General features: G+C 37.0%; 14 protein-coding genes. 13 read left to right on the top strand and 1 reads right to left on the bottom strand.

Features of this window, described 5'->3' with window-relative positions; genetic code table 11:
• The first annotated feature begins 179 nt into the window (after positions 1-179).
• Both C8N37_RS11230 and ppk1 read left to right on the top strand, forming a co-directional pair.
• Positions 180-6128 (top strand): alpha-2-macroglobulin family protein, encoded by a 5949-nt coding sequence (locus C8N37_RS11230; protein WP_108158967.1) that lies wholly within the window; start codon positions 180-182, stop codon positions 6126-6128.
• A 130-nt stretch (positions 6129-6258) separates the two neighbouring features.
• A complete protein-coding gene (gene ppk1 / locus C8N37_RS11225; protein WP_108158966.1) occupies positions 6259-8328 on the top strand; it encodes a polyphosphate kinase 1 in 2070 nt (689 codons plus the stop codon).
• Between the two features lie 52 nt (positions 8329-8380).
• Here the strand turns inward: ppk1 and guaB are convergent, their stop codons facing one another.
• Positions 8381-9856, bottom strand: coding sequence for an IMP dehydrogenase (gene guaB / locus C8N37_RS11220; RefSeq protein ID WP_108158965.1), 1476 nt, complete (start codon positions 9854-9856; stop codon positions 8381-8383).
• 669 nt (positions 9857-10525) lie between these two features.
• Between guaB and C8N37_RS11215 the strand changes: the two genes are divergently transcribed.
• The 11 genes from C8N37_RS11215 to C8N37_RS11165 all read left to right on the top strand — a co-directional run bounded on the left by C8N37_RS11215 (position 10526) and on the right by C8N37_RS11165 (position 23747).
• Positions 10526-10999 carry a hypothetical protein gene (locus C8N37_RS11215; protein WP_045753874.1) on the top strand — a complete coding sequence of 158 codons (474 nt, stop codon included), beginning with the start codon at positions 10526-10528 and terminating at the stop codon, positions 10997-10999.
• A 238-nt stretch (positions 11000-11237) separates the two neighbouring features.
• Positions 11238-14204 (top strand): protein translocase subunit SecDF, encoded by a 2967-nt coding sequence (gene secDF / locus C8N37_RS11210; RefSeq protein WP_108158964.1) that lies wholly within the window; start codon positions 11238-11240, stop codon positions 14202-14204.
• Between the two features lie 142 nt (positions 14205-14346).
• Positions 14347-14787 (top strand): MarR family winged helix-turn-helix transcriptional regulator, encoded by a 441-nt coding sequence (locus tag C8N37_RS11205; RefSeq protein ID WP_108158963.1) that lies wholly within the window; start codon positions 14347-14349, stop codon positions 14785-14787.
• Between the two features lies 1 nt (position 14788).
• On the top strand, positions 14789-15793 hold the full coding sequence (locus C8N37_RS11200; RefSeq protein ID WP_108158962.1) for an NAD(P)/FAD-dependent oxidoreductase: 1005 nt from the start codon (positions 14789-14791) through the stop codon (positions 15791-15793).
• A gap of 2 nt (positions 15794-15795) precedes the next feature.
• The gene (locus tag C8N37_RS11195; RefSeq protein WP_108158961.1) at positions 15796-16125 is read left to right on the top strand and encodes a 2Fe-2S iron-sulfur cluster-binding protein; all 330 of its coding nucleotides are present in this window, start codon (positions 15796-15798) and stop codon (positions 16123-16125) included.
• A gap of 266 nt (positions 16126-16391) precedes the next feature.
• Positions 16392-17711: an NAD(P)/FAD-dependent oxidoreductase gene (locus C8N37_RS11190; RefSeq protein ID WP_108158960.1), complete on the top strand. Its 1320-nt coding sequence runs from the start codon at positions 16392-16394 to the stop codon at positions 17709-17711.
• A 1-nt stretch (position 17712) separates the two neighbouring features.
• The gene (locus C8N37_RS11185; protein WP_108158959.1) at positions 17713-19368 is read left to right on the top strand and encodes a DNA polymerase/3'-5' exonuclease PolX; all 1656 of its coding nucleotides are present in this window, start codon (positions 17713-17715) and stop codon (positions 19366-19368) included.
• A gap of 85 nt (positions 19369-19453) precedes the next feature.
• The gene (locus C8N37_RS11180) at positions 19454-21112 is read left to right on the top strand and encodes a M1 family metallopeptidase (RefSeq protein WP_211322236.1); all 1659 of its coding nucleotides are present in this window, start codon (positions 19454-19456) and stop codon (positions 21110-21112) included.
• Positions 21113-21282: 170 nt separating this feature from the next.
• Positions 21283-22308 (top strand): rod shape-determining protein, encoded by a 1026-nt coding sequence (locus tag C8N37_RS11175; RefSeq protein WP_021191193.1) that lies wholly within the window; start codon positions 21283-21285, stop codon positions 22306-22308.
• An 88-nt stretch (positions 22309-22396) separates the two neighbouring features.
• Positions 22397-23239, top strand: a complete 843-nt coding sequence (mreC, locus tag C8N37_RS11170) for a rod shape-determining protein MreC (RefSeq protein ID WP_108158958.1) — start codon at positions 22397-22399, stop codon at positions 23237-23239.
• Complete coding sequence (locus C8N37_RS11165; protein ID WP_108158957.1) at positions 23232-23747, top strand: rod shape-determining protein MreD; 516 nt, start codon at positions 23232-23234, stop codon at positions 23745-23747. The genes mreC and C8N37_RS11165 overlap by 8 nt, the downstream gene beginning before the upstream one ends.
• Positions 23748-23757 lie beyond the last annotated feature (10 nt).

The raw sequence follows: 23757 nt of genomic DNA, 5'->3' as shown, positions 1-23757 counted from the left end.
CTGAAAGTTAGGAAAATGGCTCCTCATCAGAACAAATGATGAAATAACGATTAGAAATATAGAATCAAGAATAACTTGACTTGATATCCATGCAATTGTATTGTATATCTAAGTAAATTTATCTAAGTTTAAAGAGAATACAGATCGTATTCTCTTTTTTATTTTCTATAGGCTTTATCATGAGACAAATACTTATTTTCATCACTTCATTACTGTGTATATCACACTCATACGCACAAAAGAAAAATAATCTTTCTCCCCTGTGGAAACAGATCGACAGTTTGGCTGACAATCAATTTTGGAAAGAAATATCCCCCATCCTTACCAAAATAGAAGCAGAAGCAGTGAAAAAAAATTGGTATGATGAGCAAGTAAAAGCTTTCTTATATCGCCAAAAGATAAACATACAAACTTCTGATGATTCGGATATCAAGTTAAAAGTCATTCAAGAATTTGATATCAAAATAAAACAGCTTAAAAATAAAACAGCAAAAGCTATTTTAACGATTCAACAAGCACGTAATTATAGTGATTATTTCATTAATAATTATTATAGCATTAATCAACGCACGGAAGTACAAGGAGGTACGAAAGAAGATTTTACTTTTTGGACAAGCAGACAATTTGAAGACAAAATCAAATCTTTGTATAAAAATGCCTTAATAGAAAAAGACATGCTTTTGCAGGAACCAAAAGATAAATGGATGAAACTCATCGAGTCGCCAAATCCCTCCTACCTGCCTACGCTATATGATATTGCAGTCTATGATTATATCGATCTGCTACAAGAAAATCAACCCTATCAAATTTCTTTGGCTAGAAACAAGCCCGATCGAAATACCCAGATGGTGGATAGCTTATATCAAGACTTAGCCAACATCCATGAAGGGAAAAATACGGATGCTTATTTATTTAATAAATACCAATTGTTGCGTAGACAAAACGCCCAAGATTCTTCCAGATTACAGGTTCTTGAAAATTGGATCGCCACATATAAGCATACTGCACTCCAAGAAATCATGCTTGTAGATTACATCAACATCTATAAAAACAAGGCAAATATTGCTGCAGTAGATCAGCAACAACACATCGATATCTTATTAAAAAAAATAGAAACGTACTTGCCCCTTGCCGACAGTGTAAACACCAAAAATTATCTGAATTCAATTCGTGAAAATACATTTAAACCTTCTATTTTACTCGAATCTAAAACCTCTAATATTGCCAATAAAGAGGCGTTGATGAAGGTCACACATCAAAATTCCCGTAAAATTTTCTATAAAATAATACGTCCAAAAAATATGTTGGATCAAGGTCAATCTGAAATCCGAAGATCCAATGATAGTACACTATGGGACAACATCCATACGTTTACTAAAAATAATATAGTCGTAAAAGAAGGTGTTTTTGAACTTCATGATTTTAAAGATCAGGTCAGTCACGAAACAATCTTGCTTCTTCCGGCACTAGAGGCTGGTTCTTATACCATAGTATATGCTTCTACTCCCCTTGAAAACAGCTATAGTACCCAAGACTGTTACGGTTATCTAAAGGTCGATTACAGTAAATATGCGATGCTCCAAGATGATCAAGTCGTGCTCATTGTTGATCGCGAGACAGGTGCTAAGCAAGCCAATGCCTCCCTAAAGTTTTACAATCTACGCCAAGATAAATTTGATGTACAAGCAAGTGAAACCACAGACAAGGATGGTATTTTTAACAATAAAAACCAAAACAGAAACTTATTTCTAAGGATTAATGATGAACCGGTGTTCATTCCTTTCCATTCGTATTATTATCCGACAGTGGAGACAAAAGAAGACACACGTTACGATGCTAAAGTATTCACCGACCGATCCATCTATAGACCTGGTCAGATTGTCTATTTCAAAACGATTGTGTACAAGAATTACGAAAAGACGAAATACGCTACTATGCCGAGTAAACGTGTCGTAGTAGGGCTTTATGACACCAACAATCAACGTATCGAAGAAAAAACATTAGTGACCAATGATTTTGGCTCAGTAGCGGGCTCATTTGTCTTAAATACAGGTAATATCACCGGTCAATATGATATCAGAATTACAGGCGATGGGATCAATCAAAACTATAACTTTAACGTCGAAGAGTATAAACGTCCAAAATTTGAAGTTACTTTTGACGAGTTTAAAGATAAAAAATCGTTAGGGGATTCCATATCCATCACAGGAAAAGCGAAAACTTTTAGCGGAGTTCCGGTAGCCCATGCAACAGTTGCTTATTCCATCAACAAAATAGAAAATAGAATGAGACCTTACGATGTCTACGATAGAATTATAAACCGTACACTGAGTGAGATCATCCAGGTAGATACCATAAGAACGGATAAGGAAGGCAATTTTAAGATTAATTTTAAAAGTGACATTCCTTCAGATTTTGATCGCAAATTGAGGTATACGCAATCGTTCCATATCGAGGCTTCCATTATGGATGCTAATGGTGAAACCAATGAGAGTACAACGCGTTTAACGATCGGAAATATTCCCTTTACACTTTTGATAGATGCTCCAGAACAAAGTAACGCGGGTAATCTGGATTCGATCACCATCAGTGCACTCAATCTATCTGGACAAAAAGTTCCAGCAACGGGTAAATTGATACTGAAAAAAAGAATTGAAAATCCACGTCTTATCGTATCACCATCGTTTTTTATCACGCATGATTTTAGTTACTACAATAGCATACCTGAGAACGAATTTCTAGCAAAATTTCCATATGAACCTTATGGTGGCGAATATAAGAAAGAAGAAAGCTATACCGTTGTTTATGAAACGGAATTTGATCTTTCCCGATCCAATCAGATCAAACTACCCAATACCGCTAATTTTGTTGGAAAGTATAAATTGGAAGCGATCTCAATTGTCGCGGAAGATACTATCCGTAGCGAGCGTTTTATGGAAATCATCAACAATAAACTACAGTCAGATGAAAAATCACCTTTGATGGTTACCACGGACAAGGTCAATTATCAAATCTCAGATCTGGCTAAAATAATGCTTAAAACGGATTTTGATTTCCTTCACCTGAACATGACCTCATCCGAAGATGAAAAAATAGATTTTAAAGTCATTTCAAAAACGAAAACAACAATTGAGATAACGATCCCTAAAACCAACAAGAATAGCCTAGTCTTGAATTTCACAGGACTTAAAAATGGTCAGCTCTTCACCAAATCGGTTGTATTGCCTGTACAACAAGATATCCCTTCGTTGACAGTGGAAACAAAGACTTTTAGAAATAAATTATATCCGGGACAAAAAGAGACCTGGGAATTGGTGATTAAAGGAAAAAAAGGAGAACAGATTGCCTCGGAACTTTTGGTCAATATGTATGATGCATCCCTGGATAAACTTAAAGATGTGACAAGCAATGATTTTTCATTTTATCTTAACCCCAATTCTTATCCATCCTATCGAGGCTGGTCATATTACAATAATCTGAGTAGAAGTAGTTTTATCAGAAGTTATAACGATTTGAATTTCAATACGACATTGGATTACGATCGATTTAAGAATTTTGGTTTCCATATTAATAATTATGATTTTGACCGGACGAGAAGAAAGTCTTCTCCTGGATCGATCATGATCAGGGGGGCTGCTGTGGTTAACCATAAAAATCTTTTACAGGGTAAAGTAGCTGGTTTATCTAACCAAAATAGTGATATGGCGATCACGCAGAGGGCTGACCAATCTGCTGATGCAGCATCTCCTCCACTGGAAGAAATAGTAGTAGCAGGCGGACAACAGCAGATCGGTACAAATAAAGACGAGAATCCAATTCAGGTTCGAAAAAATCTACAGGAGACTGTGTTTTTCTTACCTCAACTTCGTACAGATAAAGATGGGCATGCTGTATTCAGCTTTGATTCTCCGGAAAGTTTAACACGCTGGAAGTTTATGGCAATTGCACATAGTAAAGAACTGGCTATCGGCACCTACACAGATTTTGTCGAAACACAAAAAGACCTCATGATTGTACCCAATATGCCAAGGTTCTTTAGAGAAGCGGATCAAATGACAATCAAAGCTCAAGTCAATAACTTGTCTGCTCATGACTTGAAAACATCCGTTTCACTGGAAATGTTTGATGCCATTACCATGAGTCCATTAGCCGTGAAAATCCCCGTAAAACAAATTATGGTCGCTTCTAAAGGGAGTGAAAATACCAGTTGGGAGATTACGATTCCTAAACAGGTAGAAGCGATCACCTATCGCATTGTGGCACAAGGGGGAAATTTTTCTGATGGTGAAGAGTCGACAATTCCGGTTTTAAAAAACAGCATGTTGGTCACAGAAACTCTACCTATTGCTGTCAGAGAAGGTCAGTCGAAGTCATTTGAAATGAAAAATTTACAGCAGACCTCTGCCACTGCCGAGCCGTACCGCTATACGCTGGAATTAACAAGCAATCCCATTTATCAAGCCTTATTTGCTTTACCATATGTCAATGAATACCCATATGAATCATCAGAATCCATTTTTAGTAAATTCTATCTCAACTCATTTTCTGCTCATTTGGTCAATCAACATCCTAAAATAAAGCTTGTCTTTGATCGATGGAAAGATCAGCAGCAACTGCAATCAAAATTGCGCATCAATGAAGAATTGAAAGCGATCTTGATCCAAGAAACACCTTGGTTACAAGAGGCGATTAATGAAGAAGAAACCATGAAAAATATAGCGCTTCTGTTGGATCAAAGTACGCTTAAAAACAGCTTAACCGCAGACATGACCAAACTTGCTGCATGGCAATCGACACGTGGTGGTTTTTCATGGTATCCTGGAGGCAATGAAAGTTTCCACATGTCAACCTATATTCTTACTGGGATCAACAAACTGCAAGCTAAAGGGATCATTGCTGAATTTGATTTAACAAATACCGTTAAACCAATTTTGACAAAAGGTATCGCATTTTTAGACAATGAGATTTTATATCATTGGTCTCGATACCAACAAGACAATAAGCTGAAACCAAGTATTGATCAAGGGATAGAATATTTATTGGTCAGAAGTAGCTATCCAGCTGTTGAGAAAAATACACCATTAGAAGCTGCTATTGCCTATTTTCTAAAAGAGATGGATAAGGACAAGCTCAGCTATAGTATAGCTACTCAAGCCAAAGTAGCCCTCATATTAAATCGCTACAATTTAAAAGAATCAGCCGCATTGGTCATCAAACAATTGCAACAAAAGTCGGTTGAATCGGTTGAAAAAGGAATGTACTGGAATCAAAATCAAGCTGGTTGGTCTTGGTATGAGGCTCCGATCGAAACACAAGCCCTGTTGATACAAGCGTTTGACGAAGTAAGCCAAGATAAAAAAGCCATTGAAAACATGAAGATCTGGCTCATCAAAAATAAGCAAGTACGTCACTGGAATTCAACCAAAGCAACAGTTGCTGCTGTTGATGCCTTAATCAATTATGGTGAAAACTGGCTGGATGCTCCAGAAGGATTGACGATAAAAGTAGCTGGCAAACCATTGGATGATGCTCAAATATCGAAACAAATCGGTTCTGGCTATAGGAAAGAAAGTTGGATGAAAAAAGAGATTAAACCAGCTCTTGGTCAAGTTGAGATTTCAAAAACAAGTCCTGGAATTGCATTAGGAGGTTTGTATTATCAATATTTTGAACAATTAGATCAGATACCATCGGCATCGTCAACCATTACTTTACAAAAAGAGTTGTACCTCAAAAAAATGGTACAATTGAAAGAAGTACTTGTCCCTATAACAGCTTCCACGCCGATTCAACTGGGCGATTTGGTCAAAGTTCGGATTTCGATAAAAACCGATAGAAATCTATCATTCATACATCTAAAAGATATGCGCGCATCCGGATTTGAACCCACCAATGTAACTTCGACCTATACCTATAAGCAAGGTTTTGGTTATTATGAAAGTACAAAGGATGCCGCAACCAATTTCTTTATCGACTATTTGCCACAGGGAAGCTACGTATTTGAATATGAATTAAGAGCAAATAATGCCGGTATTTTTTCAAATGGAATCACCAGCATCCAAAATCTATATGCACCAGAAATGTCATCCCATTCAACAGGAATCCAGGTTCATATAACAGATAAATAGGTCCATTAATAGTATTAAAAAGTTGTTACTACATATACATTTAACAATTATTTAATACTATTAAAATATTACATTAATTCAGTAAATTTACATTTGAGGCTAATCGTATAATAAGAAGTATTAAAAAAATATGGCGCGAAAATTCATTCCTAGAGATGTCAGCTGGTTAAGTTTTAATAGCAGAGTGCTACAAGAAGCTGCTGATGAAACAGTCCCTCTTCCTTCTAAAATCAAATTCTTAGGAATCTTTTCCAATAACCTAGACGAATTTTTCAGAGTGCGCATACCTGGCTTAAAACGCGCAATCGATATTAAAGACAAGGAAGCGAATACTTCCTTTTTTGAAGATCCACAGATCATACTCGATGAGGTCAATACCATTGTCATTAAACAACAGAAAAAATTTGATAATTTTTGGGCGTTGATACAAAAAGAAATGGCACAACAGCATGTTTACATCAAAGATGCTAGCCAACTCAACCTCAAACAGGAAGAATTTGTACGCAACTTTTACTCCGAAGAGGTCGAGTCTAACGTCACTCCATTATTGCTTGATGATAGCCGGCCTATGCCTTATCTTCGAGATAAAAGCCTTTACTTGGGCATCTCCATGCGTAAACAGGAATGGGAATATGAAACAAAATTTGCTATCATCGAAATCCCGACGACCTTAAACGGTCGTTTTGTAATCCTGCCCGCATCGGCGAAGGAAAAACATATTATTTTATTAGAAGATATCATTAAATTCAATCTCCCTTATATTTTTTCTTATTTTGGATTCGACGAGTTTCATGCGCACGTCTTTAAAATCACTAAAGATGCGGAGTTTGACTTGGATAATGACATCAACACCACACTGGCGGAAAAAATATCAAAAGGGATAAAAAATAGAAGAAAAGGCAAAACAACCCGATTTATTTTTGATAAAGAGATGGATCCAAAGCTGGTGGAGTTTTTGATCAAGAAATTACAATTAACAAAAAAAGATAATATCATAGCCGGTCAGAAAATCCATAATTTCAAACATTTTATGGACTTTCCAAATGTTTTTAAGCAGCCTAACTTACCGATCACAAATCCTGGATTTACCCATCCTCAACTGAACAAAACACAAAGAATTACGGATATCATAATCAAAAAAGATATCTTGCTTTCCTTTCCTTACCATACTTTTCGCCCGGTAATCGACCTTTTAAGAGAGGCAGCAATGGATCCCGATGTGAAGACCATCCAGATCACCGCTTATCGACTTGCTTCAAATAGTAAAATTGTCAATGCATTGATTAATGCGGCTAGGAATGGTAAAGATGTCACCGTTATGCTTGAACTTCAAGCTCGATTTGACGAAGAGAATAATCTATTTTGGAAAGAGAGACTTGAACTTGAAGGAATCCGGGTTTTAACCGGTGTTCCTAATAAAAAGGTTCATGCAAAACTTTGTATCATTAAAAAAAGAGTGGGTGCCAAAACCATTCAATATGGTTTTGTCAGTACAGGTAATATTAATGAAAAGACCGCAAAGCTATATGGTGATTACTGTTTACTAACCAGTAACAGAAGCGTCATGGCAGATATCAATAAGGTTTTTCATTTCCTAAAAAAACCAAAAAGTAATCCTGCTGAGGTCATTAAAAACTGCAATAGCCTACTCATCTGTCCTACAGATATGCGCAATGGAATCATTCATTATATCGACAAAGAGATCGAAGAAGTGAAAGCGGGTAGAAAAGCGCGTATCATATTAAAGGTAAACTCGCTTAGTGATCGTATCCTCATCAAAAAATTATATGATGCAGCAGAGGCTGGTGTACAGATTGATCTGATCGTTAGAGGTATTTACTGCGCGACTAATCAGACAAAATTTAAAAAACCAATCAACGCGATCAGTATCGTTGATGAATTTTTGGAGCATGCTCGGGTCATGTATTTCTATTCCGCTGGCAAAGAAGTGACCTATATTTCTTCAGCAGATTGGATGACGAGAAATTTGGATCATCGCATAGAGGCAGCCGTAAAAATCAACAGTAAAAAAATCAGGGATGAAATTAAAGATATGTTGCAGATCCAACTGCGCGATAATGTGAAGGCCCGTATTTTGAACAATGAACTCAATAACCGATATGTTATAAATGACAAGGAGCCTTGTCGTTCACAAATTGAAATCTATAAGTATCTCAGGAGAAAAACAGATGAAGTATAAACAAAAAAAGGTCAGCGATTGAAGTGCTGACCTTTTTTTTGTTATTTTCCTATTAGCCTCTACTGTTGTAGTTAGGAGCTTCTTTTGTAATCGAAATATTATGTGGATGAGATTCGCGCAATCCAGCACCTGTAATACGTACAAATTGAGCTTCTTGCAACTTCGAAATTGTTGCAGCTCCACAATAACCCATTGATGCTTTCAATCCGCCCATATATTGGTACACCACCTCAGCTAACGTACCTTTGTAAGGAACACGACCAACAATACCTTCTGGAACTAATTTTTTGATATCATCTTCAACATCCTGGAAGTAACGATCTTTAGATCCCTTTTCCATCGCCTCGATAGATCCCATTCCGCGGTATGACTTAAATTTACGTCCTTCATAAATGATAGTCTCTCCTGGCGCTTCTTCCACACCTGCAAATAATGATCCTGCCATGATGGTGTAGGCACCAGCAGCAATTGCTTTTGCAATATCACCAGTTTGTTTAATACCACCATCTGCGATCAATGGAACACCAGTACCTTTTAACGCCTGTGCGACTTCATAGATTGCATATAACTGAGGTACACCAACCCCAGCGATGATACGTGTTGTACAGATCGATCCAGGTCCGATACCTACTTTTACCGCGTCTGCACCGGCTTCTGCTAAAGCTGTTGCAGCTGCACCAGTAGCAATATTTCCAACGATAACCTGTAAATCTGGGAATGTAGCTTTCACCAATTTCAATTTATCGATGACCCCTTTGGAATGACCGTGAGCAGTATCAATGGTAATCACATCCACACCAGCCTTTACTAAAGCCTCTACACGATCTAATGTATCTGGAGTGACTCCTACTGCTCCACCGACTAATAAACGTCCGTGCGTATCTTTAGCAGCATTAGGATAGTGCTTATATTTTTGAATATCTTTAAAAGTAATCAAGCCTTTAAGAATACCTTCATGATTAACCACGGGAAGTTTTTCAATTTTATGATCTTGTAAGATTTCTTCTGCTCGTACTAAATCTGTACCTTCTGGAGCGGTAACTAGATTATCTTTGGTCATCAATGAGGCAATCGGCTGACTCATAACTTTTTGGAAACGTAAGTCACGATTAGTTACAATTCCAACTAATTTACCCTGAGCATCGATTACCGGAATACCACCAATTTTATGATCTTTCATAATTTTGAAGGCATCACCCACTGTTGCCGTTTCCAATAAAGTAACTGGATCTTGAATCATGCCGCTTTCTGAACGCTTTACTTTTCGTACTTCAGCTGCCTGCTCCGCAATCGTCATGTTTTTATGTAACATACCAATACCGCCCGCTTGTGCAATCGCAATCGCTAGATCAGCACCCGTCACCGTATCCATTGCCGCAGAAACTAATGGAATATTTAATTTGATTTTTTTTGTCAAGAAAGTACTTGTATCGACATCACGTGGTAAAACTTCAGAATAAGCTGGAATTAATAATACGTCGTCGTAGGTAAGTCCTTCTGCTACGAATTTTTGTGGATCTAATTGCATGGCAAATATGTATTGGGTTTTCTATTTGCCAGGCAAAATTAAGAATAATTCGTGAAAAATGAAAATTATTTTGACTAATTACATTAAAATGATTAATATAACACTAGCTTAACACAGTAAGACGAAATTCATATTGTTTAATGGAAATGATGTGGCCACTCGTCATAAAAAGGATAGCAGGCAGTAGCCAATCGACGAGCTCTTGCTCCCCTTAAATACTCAAAACCTAGCCTACAGGCTGTTGACCATATAAATACGAAGTATATTGATTGTGGTGAAGCTCCGATAACGGTGTAAAAACCGTAGTCAGCGTATACCCAGCCCCCGAGGTTGTTGCAATCTCAAACGAGATCAACATGGTATAAACGATGCGGCGAGTTTACAAATTCGTCCTGGTTATTTTTTGATATGGCGATCATTTCCAACAACTTTTTAAAAAAGAGATAATCAGATAGCTGCGTGATATACATCATTTTTACCAGCACATTGATTAAATGGAAAAGCTGATTTAACAACTCATTATCAATATATTAAATTTACCAAAGAATTTCTCTATGACCACCATATTGAGCTCTTCTCCCTATTTTATATTGTCCTAAAGGTCTATTTACAACTTTTGGCAAGCTATTTGCATACCATGTCTGAATTGAATTTTAAAAAACACATATTATGAAAAAAGTATTACTATCAATGGCTGCAGTTGCCATATTAGCATTAGGAGCACAAGAGGCTAAAGCTCAATCACCACAACGCGCGGCTATCGGTGTTGTATTTGATGGTACAGTAGGTGATTTATGGGGTGTTCAATACAAACAATCTATGGGCGGTGCAAACAATGGTCAAGCACAAATTATGTTTGATGACCATGTTGTTGCAGTTGGAGCTGATTACCAATATGCAAGACCTTTCTCAGGAACGAACGGTTTAGGTTGGTACGCAGGTATCGGTGCTCAGTTATCATTTATTGATGCTGGCGATAACCAAACTTGGGTAGCTTTACGTCCGCAATTAGGTTTGGAATTTAAAATTCCAGCAGCACCTATCGGTCTTCACGCAGATTGGAAACCAGATTGGAGATTAAATCACGGTAATGATTTTGATGCATCTACTTTTTCTTTCGGTATTAAATACACATTAAGATAGATTGAATTGCATTTTGCATAAAAAAGCCTCCCCAAAAGGGAGGCTTTTTCTGTTTAAAATAAGGCACATACCCATTCATCGCAAATTAATCGCTTTTTATCATAAGCTTAATCAAATAAAGCTTTTCATTTTACAAAATTTTTATACCTTTGGCATTCTTGGAGAATTGTAATTTTCAAACAAGAATGAGTTATCAATTATATCATATAATATCAAACTAATACACTAAAAACAGACGATGCAAGGTAAAGGGCTGATTAAATTTTTGGTGATAGCGGTATCTATAGCATGTCTATACGCCCTATCATTCACTTTTGTAACCCGCAAAGTTGAGCGTGATGCTGAGAATTATGCACAAGGAGATATGGCACGTGAGAAATCGTACCTAGACTCTATCGCTGGCGAGGTTGTTTACAATTTAGGTTTTGCAAAATACACCTATAGAGAAGCTAAAGGTCAAGAATTGGCTTTAGGACTAGATCTAAAAGGAGGTATGAACGTTACGATGGAAATCTCAATCGATGAGTTGATTCGTAACTTAGCAGAGAATCCTAAAGACGAGAAATTCAATGCAGCACTTACTGCTGCCGTTTCGAAAAGTAAAACAAGTCAAAAATCTCTAGTAAATTTATTCATTGAAGAATATAAAGCTACAGGTACTACGACTCCGCTTTCAACTTTTTTCGCGACTAAAGATAATGCATCTTTAATCAAAGCGGGGGACTCTGATAGACAATTGGAATCTTTCTTACAAAAAGAAGCTGATAATGCTATCCAAAACTCATACAAAGTACTTCGTACGCGTATTGATAAATTTGGAGTTGCTTCTCCTAACATCCAGATTCAACAAGGTACAAACCGTATTTTAATTGAATTGCCGGGTGTGAATGACGAGCAGCGTGTCCGTAAATTATTACAGGGATCGGCAAAACTCGAGTTTTACGAAACTTATGCGAATCAGGAAGTATATCCTTTGTTAGAAAACATTAACAAAACTTTATCTGCAACTTTAAAAGTAGCTCCTACAGAGGATAAAGCAGCAACAGATTCGACTAAAAAATCAGAGGATTTATTGGCTAACCTGGGTGCAAATAAAAATACAAAAGATAGCGCTACTGCAAAATTATCACAAGAAAACCCATTATTTGATGTGTTGAGACCAGCTGTTTACATGGGTGAGAATCAACAAATGGCTTTAATGCCTGGAGCAATGGTGGGTAGTGCAGAACTTAAAGATACCGCTAAAGTAAATGCTTTTTTAAACAGACCTGACGTTAAATCCATTATCCCAGGAAATTTAAGATTGTTATGGTCAGTAAAACCTGAAGCTAAAACTCCAAACATCCTTTCTTTATACGCGATCAGACCTGCGGGTGTGGATAATGGCCCAGTTTTAACGGGTGATGTGATTACCAATGCACGTGACGAATTTAATGAAAGAAATGAGCCTGTTGTTTCGATGCAAATGAACAGCGAAGGTGCTCGTGAATGGAAAAAAATTACAGCTAAAGCAGCGCAAGGTCACCAATCGATCGCTATCGTTCTTGACAATGTCGTGTATTCAGCACCTGGTGTTAATGAAGAGATCGCGGGTGGTAATTCATCCATCTCTGGTTCTTTCACAGTTGAAGATACAAAAGATTTAGCCAACGTATTGAAAGCAGGTCGTCTTCCAACAACAGCTAAAATAGTAGAAGAAGCCATCGTCGGTCCTACTTTAGGACAATCAGCGATTGATTCGGGTGTGAATTCAGCAGTTATCGGTATCGTATTGGTTCTGGTATTCATGATTGCGTATTACAATACTGCAGGTTTGGTAGCAAACATTGCTGTTCTTGTAAACGTATTCTTTATCATGGGGGTATTGGCATCATTGAATGCTGTGCTCACCCTTCCGGGTATCGCAGGTATCGTTTTGACAATGGGTACTGCGGTGGATGCCAACGTACTGATTTACGAACGTATACGTGAGGAATTAGCGGGTGGTAAATCAATCCGTCAAGCTGTTGCTGATGGCTACAAACATGCTTTACCTTCAATCTTAGATTCACAAATTACGACCTTCTTAGTTGGTTTAGTATTATTCTTCTTCGGAACAGGTCCAATTTTAGGGTTTGCAACCACATTAATGGTGGGTATTATCACCTCACTATTTACCGGTATCTTCCTGACTCGTATTATTTTTGAGTGGATGCTGGAACGTGATATGAAAATTAAAGTTTCTTTCCCTTGGTCTGCGAAAACATTGCAAAATGCCAATTTCCAATTCATCAAGAAAAGAAAAGGACTTTACATCGTTTCTATTGTTGTCGTTATCGCTTGTTTTGCATCGATCTTCATTAAAGGATTTAGTCAAGGGGTCGATTTCCAAGGTGGACGTACGTATACCATTCGTTACGACAAACCTGTAGATCTAGAAGCTGTACGTAAAAATTTAGATGATGCTTTCCAAAAAACAACTGAGGTTAAAGTATTTGGAGCTGCAAACCAACTTCGTATCACAACAACTTATCATATCGATGAGACATCTGACGAAGCAGACCAAGAAGTATTGACTAAATTGAATGAAGGATTATCTAAAGTAGATGCGAGCAACAAACATGAGATTCTTTCTTCTCAGAAAGTTGGTCCTAGTATCGCAACTGATATGAAAGCAAGATCAATTTATGCAACAATCTTTGCCTTATTAATCATTGCAGTATATATTTTAGTACGTTTCCGTAAGTGGCAATATTCAGCAGGTGCTGCAATCGCTACCGTGCATGATGCCGTCATTGTATTAGGTTTGTTCTCTATTTTAGATGGTATTGTTCCATTCTCATTAGACATTGATCAGCATTTTATTGCCGCTATTTTAACGGTATTAGGCTATTCTGTAAATGATACGGTAGTGGTATTTGACCGTATCCGTGAAGATCTAAATAAGCCAAATGCTTTAAATAAAAACTTTGGTGAAATCATCAACCACGCCATCAATACAACATTAAGCAGAACGGTTATTACATCATTGACAATTGTATTCGTATTAGCAGTATTATTTGTTTTCGGTGGTGAAGTAATCAGAGGCTTCTCTTTCGCGATCTTAATTGGTATTATTGTAGGTACATATTCCTCTATATTCTTAGCTGCACCAGCAGTATACGATTTGAGTAAAGGAGAACATTTTGAAGAAGCTCCTAAAAAAGCTGAACCGGTAACTCCTTAGTTAAAAAACAAAACGTTTAAAAAGGCTTTCAGATTTTATCTGAAAGCCTTTTTTATTTTACAATAAATTCATTAAATACTTGTTGCACTAAGTATTTAATGATTATATTTGTTGTACGAAATATTAGCATACAAATATTTAAATGCAAGACGAAAAATTCAATCGATACTCTTTCATTTTAGAAAGAACAGCAAAAAAAGTAAAACAATTTGCACAAAATTCTTTTACGGACAATGATTTTGACATCACCGTAGATCAATGGACAATTATTAAAACACTTTATGAAAATGATGATCTATTGCAAAAAGAACTCGCTGAAAAGTGTTGTAAAGATCAGCCTACCCTAACCCGTATTGTTGATTTATTAATAAAAAAAGGATTAACAGAACGTGTTGTCCATCCATCTGATCGACGGAGCATCTATCTGCACTTGACGGATGAAGGTCGAAAAAAAGTAGAAGCCTACTCTCCCATCGTCGCAAGCATCCGTATGAAAGCTTGGGAAAATTTAACTGATGAGGATTTTAGCGCCTTCACACGCATACTGGAAAAAATTTACAATAACCTAAGTAATAAAATTTAATATGATTACAACAGACATATGTATTATTGGCGCAGGACCAGTAGGTCTATTTGCTGTATTTGAAGCAGGTTTGTTAAAGATGAGATGTCATCTCATTGATGTCTTACCTCAGGTTGGTGGTCAGCTATCTGAAATCTATCCGCATAAGCCGATATACGATATCCCCGGCTACCCCACCATACGTGCACAGGATTTGATTGACAATCAAATGAAACAGATCGAACCATTCAGCCCCACTTTTACACTCGGCGAACGTGTTGAAGGCCTGGAAAAGCAAGAAGATGGTTCATATGTAGTCATTAGTTCAGAAGGAACACATATCCACTGTCAAGTTGTTGTCATATCAGGTGGTTTAGGATGTTTTGAACCACGTAAGCCAGAACTAGCTAATTTAGCTCAGTACGAAAGAAAAGGTGTTGATTATATGGTCAAAAATCCAGAGACTTATCGGGACAAGAAGATCATCATCGCCGGTGGAGGAGACTCTGCGTTGGACTGGGCGATCTACTTATCGGATATTGCGAAAGAATTGACATTAATACATCGAAGTGACTCTTTTAGAGGAGCACCAGACTCGGCAGACAAGGTCTATGAACTTGCTCAAAAAGGAGCAATCAATCTATTGCTATCCCACAATCTGGCTGATGTCCATGGCACAGATCGTTTATCGCATGTCATTGCTATCAATAAGCAAAAAGAGGAGATCAGTATGGAAGCCGATTACTTTATACCATTATTTGGCTTAACTCCAAAACTGGGACCTATTGCTGACTGGGGCTTACAGATTGATAAAAATGCGATTGAGGTCAATACGGTGGATTACTCCACCAATATCGAACGTATCTATGCCATCGGAGATATCAATACCTATCCAGGTAAATTAAAGTTGATCTTATGTGGATACCATGAAGCAGCATTGATGGCACAGAGTGCTTTCAGATTTGTATACCCAGATCAAAAACTAAGTTTCAAATATACCACTGTAAACGGTATCAATACATTTTAGTCATGGACCATATTATTGAAATAGAAATTGAAGATCGGGATGGTACCGTTCAAAAAATAGAAGTGCCGACCGATGTCAATTTATCCTTAATGGAATTGTTAAAAGCATGCGATTATGAGGTCTTAGCGACTTGTGGAGGAATGGCACTTTGTGCCACCTGCCATGTACAGGTCAAATCTGGAGGGGAGCATTTATCAGAACCACAGGATCAGGAGCTCGATATGCTGGATACTTTACCAGATGCCGACGACGATAGCCGACTGGCATGTCAGCTGAGATTGACCAATGAAAATGCAGGATTAAGTATTAAAATAAAAGGTGCTTTACAATAATAAATTATTCAAAGTGTACTTTTTACACCCAATTTTTAAAATATCCCAGCAAACAGAATTGATAAACTATGCAATTAATTCTGTTTGCAAGCGACTGATTAACAAGTAGTAATAAAATAAGCAAAATAAAAAAACAGCTTATTCACCATAAATATGACAATAAAAAGGAACTATATATAAAGATATTTTAGTTTTTTGAATGAAAAATTAAGATATTTGCAGAAGGATTACAATTTTCCGAATATTTTATATAAATTTCAAATAATATGCTAAGCAATCGTTCAGATAGAAAATTCCCAAGAGTGGTCATTATTGGTGCTGGTTTTGGTGGAATTGAAGTTGCTAAAAAGTTAAAAAATAAGGAAGTAGAAGTACTATTATTAGATAGAAATAATTTTCATACCTTCCAACCCTTAATGTATCAAGTAGCTACAGGTACATTATCTGCAGATTCGATCTCATTCCCTATCCGTAAGATGTTCAAATCTCAGGAGAATTTTAGTTTCAGAATTGCAGAAGTCAATCATATCGATGCGATCAATAAAACGGTTCAAACCAATATTGGTGATTTTGAATATGATTTTTTAGTCGTTGCGACAGGAGCTACGACCAATTTCTTTGGTAATCAGCAAATCGCAAAATATGCTTTACCGATGAAAAGCATTCAAGAAGCATTAAACATCCGTAGCTATGTGTTGCAAAATCTTGAAAAAGCAGTTCAAATTGCAAATCCAGAGGACCGTAAACCATTTTTAAACTTTGTCATTGTAGGTGGTGGACCGACAGGTGTTGAGCTTTCCGGTGCAATTGCTGAGATTAGAAATAATATTCTGGAGAAAGATTATCCGGAATTACGCAAAGAAGAAATGAACGTTTACTTGGTCGAAGGTCAAAGTAAAGTTTTAGCTAATTTGTCAGAGAAGTCTTCTGAAGATTCGGAAAAATATTTAAAAGCATTAGGCGTTAAAATATTATTAAATGTTTCTGTAACGGGCTTTGATGGTACTGCAATCTCTTTTGGTGATGGTAGCGCCATTGAAACAAAGACTGTTATTTGGGGTGCTGGAGTTGCAGGTCAATTTCCAGAAGGTTTCAAAAAAGAAAACATTCAACGTGGTAATCGTATCCAGACGGATGATCAATGTCGTGTCTTGGATATGGAAAACGTCTATGCAATCGGTGACGTATCCGCATTTATTACGGACGATCTACCTCGTGGATTGCCAGGTGTAGCTCCAGTAGCACAACAACAAGGTAAATACGTTGCTCAACACATTAGCAATGTGATGAACAACCGTTCAAATGAGAAATTCTCCTACTTCGACAAAGGTTCGATGGCGACTATTGGTCGTGCTAAAGCTGTCGTGGATATGGGTAAAATTCATTTTAATGGATTCTTCGGTTGGATCGTTTGGATGTTTGTTCACTTAATGTCTATTTTTGGTTTTAGAAACAAAGTCATTACCTTTATCAACTGGACAGTGAAATTTTTCACCAAGAACTCTGGTGTTCGATTAATCTTTTACAAGTATAATCAACCCGCTCCAGAAGTAAAAAACGATAATCAAGTCATAGAAAACAACTAAAATGGATAACAAGACAATTGCTAAAAAATTCAAATTATGTAGCCAACTAATGGAATTGCATAATGAAAATCCTTTCCGAATAAAAGCAATTGCCAGTGCATCCTTTAAGTTAGATAAACTACCCTTTCTGCTTGAAACCGCTTCTTTAGAAGAGATAAGCAGCCAACCCGGTATTGGGAAAAGCACGGCAGAAAAGGTTAAAAAATTAGCCGAAACTGGTTCATTTGATGAGCTAGATGCGATGTTAAGCATTACCCCAGAAGGAATTTTGGAAATGCTTAACATAAAAGGCTTAGGTCCAAAAAAAATACAAATTATCTGGACTGACCTGCAGATTGAAAGCGTCGGTGAGTTGCTATATGCCTGCAACGAAAATCGATTGATAGAAGCCAAAGGTTTTGGGTTGAAAACACAAGAGGATATTAAAAAATCCATTGAATTCTCCATATCCAATCAGGGCTGGTTTTTATATGCAAGGGTGCTGAAGAATGCAGATGCCGTAATTACAGCACTTGAAAATAGTTTATCTCCTACCTTAATTTCCTTTACTGGAGATTTTCGTCGGAAATGTGAAGTATTAAGTTCGGTCGATATTCTATTAAGCGCAGATAGAGATACCACATTAGCGTATCTACATGCACATTATCCTGATCATATAAATGAAGAGCTGGAATATATCTCATTCCGAGATGAACTTGGGTTTACCTTTCACCTCTACCTCTCCACAACAGCAGAATTTCACCAAAATTTAATCTTAACAACGGGTTCCAAAAAACACTTGGAATTACTTGATGAGACGCTGATAACCGCTTTAAATTCGGAAGAGGAAAATTACGCTGTTCAGGGTTTGGATTATATCGAACCTGAACTTCGAGAAGGTCTTGATGAAGTATTTTTAGCAAAAAACCATCAATTACCCAAATTGATCAATTTCGATGATCTAAAAGGTACTTTGCATAACCACTCTACCTACAGCGACGGCGTGCATACCTTAGCAGAAATGGCAAGATATACCAAGGAAGAATTAGGACTAAGTTATTTCGGAATTTGTGATCACTCCAAAACTGCTGTATATGCCAATGGTCTACCGATTGACCGTGTACAAAAACAATGGGAAGAAATCGATCAACTCAATCAACAGCTGGCGCCATTTAAAATTTTTAAAGGCATTGAGTCGGATATTTTAGCCGATGGCTCGTTAGATTATCCTGACGAGATTCTTGCAGGTTTTGATTTTGTAGTCGCTTCTGTTCACTCCAACCTCAAAATGGACGAAGACAAAGCAACTGCGCGTCTGTTAAAGGCAATAGAAAATCCCTATACGACCATTTTGGGTCATCCAACAGGACGTCTTTTATTAAGTAGATCCGGCTATCCATTGGACTATAAAAAAATAATCGATGCTTGTGCTGCTCACCAGGTGGTCATAGAGATCAACGCCAACCCTTTACGTTTGGATTTAGATTGGAGATGGCATCGTTATGCTGTAGAAAAAGGTGTTCTATTATCGATCAATCCGGATGCGCACCGTACCGAAGGTCTACTGGATATGCATTATGGTATATTTGTGGCAAGAAAAGGCGGATTAAGTGCTAAAAACTGTCTTAATAGCTTAACGTTAGCAGAAATCGAAAGCTATTTTAGTAAAAAAAGATAACTGAACTCTTCTTCTAGAAAGCAATGCTATTTTTTTAACTAGGTAAATTCTCTTATATTTAACGCTTATATCAATATCAAAAGCGTTGAAAAATCTAAGCTATTTAGTCGTATTTCTGTTTTTATTTCCTTGTCTTGTCAACGGACAATTGTTATCAAACAAAACTGAATTTTCTCGTAAAGATTCTTTAAGAGGCCAATTGACTCCTTTAAGGACCTGCTACGATGTCACCTATTATCACCTCGATGTTGATGTCAATATTCCAACACGAAGCATTTCTGGAAGTAATCTGATCAAATTTAAAACCCTACAGGATTTCAATCGCATGCAGATTGATTTGTTTGATAATATGGCCATTGATCAAATTCTCTACAAGGGTAAAAAGCTAAAGTATACCAGAGAATTTAATGCGGTTTTTATCGATTTTCCAACGCACATCAAAACCAATACGTTAGATTCTATCCTCGTATATTTTTCAGGTACACCCCATCAAGCCAATCGTGCCCCTTGGGATGGCGGTTTTGATTGGAAGAAAGACAGTAATAACAAGCCTTGGGTAGCGAGTGCAAACCAAGGTATTGGAGCAAGTCTATGGTGGCCCAATAAAGATCATCAGTCTGATGAACCAGATAGCGTACTCATATCCGTAACAGTCCCTAAAGGACTCATGAATGTGTCAAACGGACGACTTAGAAATATCGAAAATATAGGAAGTAAAAAATCTAAATTCAACTGGTTTGTTTCCAACCCGATTAACAATTACAATATTGCCCTCAATATTGGCGACTACGTTCATTTTCAAGATAGCTTTGATGGTGAAAAGGGAAAATTGGATATCGATTATTATGTATTACGGGAAAATATAGATCGAGCAAAACCGCATTTCGAAGCCAATGTAAAACCGATGTTAAAAGCTTTTGAATATTGGTTCGGTCCCTACCCTTTCTATGAAGATAGTTTCAAGCTGATCGAAACATCACACCTCGGCATGGAGCACCAAAGTGGTATTGCTTATGGCAACCGATTTTTGAATGGCTATCTTGGCGGAGATGGTTCGGGTACAGGATGGGGATTGAAATGGGATTTTATCATTATACACGAAGCCGGACACGAATGGTTTGGCAATAATATCACTGCAGCTGATATTGCTGACATGTGGATCCATGAAAGTTTCACCAATTACTCTGAAGCACTTTATATCGATTATTACTTTGGCAAAAAGGCGGGGCAAGAATATATTTATGGCAATCGACGCGCCATTCAAAATGATAAACCTATTCAAGGTCGGTATCATGTCAATAACGAAGGATCCGGAGACATGTACAACAAAGGTGGTGTCCTACACAACATGATTAGAACAATCATCGCTGATGATGAAAAATGGCGCTCGATATTGCGGGGATTAAATGCTAAGTTTTATCACCAACAGGTTAATTATGATGACATTGTGCATTATATCAATCAAGAATCGGGTATAAATTTCAGTTCTATTTTTGAACAATATGTCAAGACAACAGCTATTCCCATCTTAAGTATTACGGAGTCAAAAGATGGAAAAATACATGCTAAATGGAAAAATACAGTTGCAAATTTTCAAATGCCCATCCCTATCGGGACCTCAGATAATACTTTAAAAGCAATTAATATCACCAATGACGACCAAACATTAAATATTCCCAATCTAACAAAAGAAAATGTAAAGATTGACACTTTTAATTACTACATTGACGTACAGAAAAATTAATTTCGAAGTAAAAACATAAGAAAATGCCTTATTAAACGTTTACTTGTTATCATCTTACAGCTCCACAAAAGAGTTCTAAATTATCAATAAAAAAAATCAAGACTTACTTCAAAAACTAATAATTTTTAGTAGGTTTGCATATTCATAAAAAGTAGCTTAAAATACAGCAAATGGGTTTATTTAACTGGTTTACACAAGAAGTTGCCATCGATTTAGGTACAGCAAATACCCTTATCATCTATAATGACAAAGTAGTAGTTGACGAACCTTCAATTGTGGCCTTTGATCGTACGACAAACAAAGTAATTGCAATCGGACGTCAGGCAATGCAAATGGAGGGAAAGACACACGATAATATAAAAACAGTACGTCCTCTTCGTGATGGTGTTATTGCAGATTTTACTGCCGCAGAGCATTTGATCCGCGGAATGGTAAAATTGGTTAATAATGGGAAAAGTTGGTTTTTTCCTTCTTTAAGAATGGTGGTTTGTATCCCTTCAGGAATTACTGAAGTCGAGAAGCGTGCGGTACGTGATTCTGCAGAAATTGCAGGAGCAAAAGAAGTATATCTGATCCACGAGCCGATGGCTGCCGCAGTAGGTATCGGAATTGATGTGGAAGAGCCTATGGGTAACATGATTATTGATATCGGTGGTGGAACAACAGAAATCGCCGTGATCGCACTTTCCGGTATTGTTTGTGACCAATCAATCCGTGTTGCGGGAGATAACTTCGATTCTGATATCGTACAGTATATCCGTAGACAGCACAACATCATGATCGGTGAACGTACAGCAGAAAAAATTAAAATCGAAGTGGGAGCTGCTCTTCCTGAATTGCAAGATCCACCTGAGGATTTCGCCGTTCAAGGTCGTGATTTGATGACAGGTATCCCAAAACAAATTACCGTTTCCTATACAGAAATTGCACATTGTTTAGATAAATCCATTTCAAAAATTGAAGAAGCAATTTTGAAAGCTCTAGAAATCACCCCTCCAGAATTGTCCGCTGATATTTACCAAACAGGTATTTACCTGACAGGTGGTGGAGCGCTTTTAAGAGGATTAGATCGCAGAATTCAAGCCAAAACAAAATTACCAGTTCATATTGCAGAAGATCCTCTTCGTGCAGTAGTTCGCGGTACAGGCATCGCATTAAAGAATATTGGAAGATTTAAATTCTTAATGCAATCATAATTGCCTCAACATAAAATTTTATATGCGATATAGTTGATTTTTCACTATATCGCTTCTTTATTAAATAGCAAAGTAATAATTATTAACAATGAGAAACCTCTGGTTATTTCTTAGACGTTATAACGCATTTTTTTGGTTTATCCTATTTTTTGGATTTTCAATGTTTCTGGTTGTTACTAACAATTCCTTCCAACGTGCTAGTGCTTTAAATTCTTCCAATAGCGTAATTGGTCATATTTATGAAAAAGTAAATTCTTGGAAAAGCTATCTATCACTGACCGAAACCAATGATCAATTGGTGAAAGAAAATGCAAGTTTAAGAACTCAGCTGGAGAATTACTTAACGACAGATACTGTTGCCATGGCTAAGAGCCCTGTTATTGACAGTAGCGAGTTTGGCCGATATGAATTTATCATTGCAAGTGTCACGAATAATAGTATTCATCAAAAAAGCAATTACCTCACCTTAAACAAGGGTTCGCTAGCGGGTATCGAAAAAGGGATGGGTGTTCTTGCTCCTAATGGCGTAGTCGGCATTGTGCTCAATGTGACCCCGCACTTTTCAACAGTACAGTCACTCCTTCATCCGGACACCAAAATCTCCGTAACATTAGCCAACACCGATGTATTTGGTTCTTTGGTCTGGGGAAGTAATGTAGATTATCGTTTTGCAATGGTGAAAGAAATTCCAAACCATGTAAAAGTGAAAACAGCAGAAAAAGTATATACTTCGGGTTATTCGGGACACTTTCCAAAAGGCATTCTGGTAGGAGCTGTAGTTGAGACAGGTATATCCTCCGGAGATTCATTTCTGGATTTACGCATCCTGTTAAGTACGAATTTTTCAAACTTGCACCATGTTTATGTTGTGAAAGATCTATTTTCAAAAGAATTAAAACAATTAGAAGAAACGAATCAGGATAATGGCTAGAATATTACTATTTAATATCATTCGATTTTTGGTACTTATTGCCATGCAAGTATTTTTATTCAAAAATATTGGCTATTATAATCTGGCAAGCCCTTTCCCTTATATTCTATTTATCTTTTTGCTTCCAACTGGAATATCCAATTTTCTATTATTTACAATTGCATTTTTAACGGGTCTGACGGTTGATGTATTTTACGATACATTGGGAGTGAATGCCGCAGCTTGTGTGACATTGGCAGCATATCGTGTTTTCTTCATGAAAATTACAATTGAAAATGATATGGATACGTTCATTACTCCCATATTAGGTGAAATGAATTTTAAATGGTTCCTATCCTACACCTTTTTTGGAACACTGATTCACCACTTTGTTCTGGTTTTATTAGAAACATTTAGTTTCAAACAGTTTCAATACACATTAGCAACTATTGGTTTAAGTTGTATCTTTACAATGGCTATTCTGCTCATTTTCAGTTTTCTTTTCTATAAAAGAAAGAGTAGAATTTAAGGATTCCATG

Source organism: Sphingobacterium faecium, from assembly GCF_003054045.1.
Taxonomy (GTDB): domain Bacteria; phylum Bacteroidota; class Bacteroidia; order Sphingobacteriales; family Sphingobacteriaceae; genus Sphingobacterium; species Sphingobacterium faecium.
This window is presented reverse-complemented; position numbering and strand designations above follow the sequence as displayed.

Excerpts from the sequence above, each read along its gene's own strand:
- C8N37_RS11190 (WP_108158960.1), top strand. The coding sequence starts at position 16,392 with ATGCTAAGCAATCGTTCAGATAGAAAATTCCCAAGAGTGGTCATTATT.
- C8N37_RS11215 (WP_045753874.1), top strand. The coding sequence starts at position 10,526 with ATGAAAAAAGTATTACTATCAATGGCTGCAGTTGCCATATTAGCATTA.
- C8N37_RS11195 (WP_108158961.1), top strand. The coding sequence starts at position 15,796 with ATGGACCATATTATTGAAATAGAAATTGAAGATCGGGATGGTACCGTT.
- ppk1 (WP_108158966.1), top strand. The coding sequence starts at position 6,259 with ATGGCGCGAAAATTCATTCCTAGAGATGTCAGCTGGTTAAGTTTTAAT.
- C8N37_RS11205 (WP_108158963.1), top strand. The coding sequence starts at position 14,347 with ATGCAAGACGAAAAATTCAATCGATACTCTTTCATTTTAGAAAGAACA.
- secDF (WP_108158964.1), top strand. The coding sequence starts at position 11,238 with ATGCAAGGTAAAGGGCTGATTAAATTTTTGGTGATAGCGGTATCTATA.
- C8N37_RS11230 (WP_108158967.1), top strand. The coding sequence starts at position 180 with ATGAGACAAATACTTATTTTCATCACTTCATTACTGTGTATATCACAC.
- C8N37_RS11185 (WP_108158959.1), top strand. The coding sequence starts at position 17,713 with ATGGATAACAAGACAATTGCTAAAAAATTCAAATTATGTAGCCAACTA.
- C8N37_RS11165 (WP_108158957.1), top strand. The coding sequence starts at position 23,232 with ATGGCTAGAATATTACTATTTAATATCATTCGATTTTTGGTACTTATT.
- C8N37_RS11175 (WP_021191193.1), top strand. The coding sequence starts at position 21,283 with ATGGGTTTATTTAACTGGTTTACACAAGAAGTTGCCATCGATTTAGGT.
- guaB (WP_108158965.1), bottom strand. The coding sequence starts at position 9,856 with ATGCAATTAGATCCACAAAAATTCGTAGCAGAAGGACTTACCTACGAC.
- mreC (WP_108158958.1), top strand. The coding sequence starts at position 22,397 with ATGAGAAACCTCTGGTTATTTCTTAGACGTTATAACGCATTTTTTTGG.
- C8N37_RS11200 (WP_108158962.1), top strand. The coding sequence starts at position 14,789 with ATGATTACAACAGACATATGTATTATTGGCGCAGGACCAGTAGGTCTA.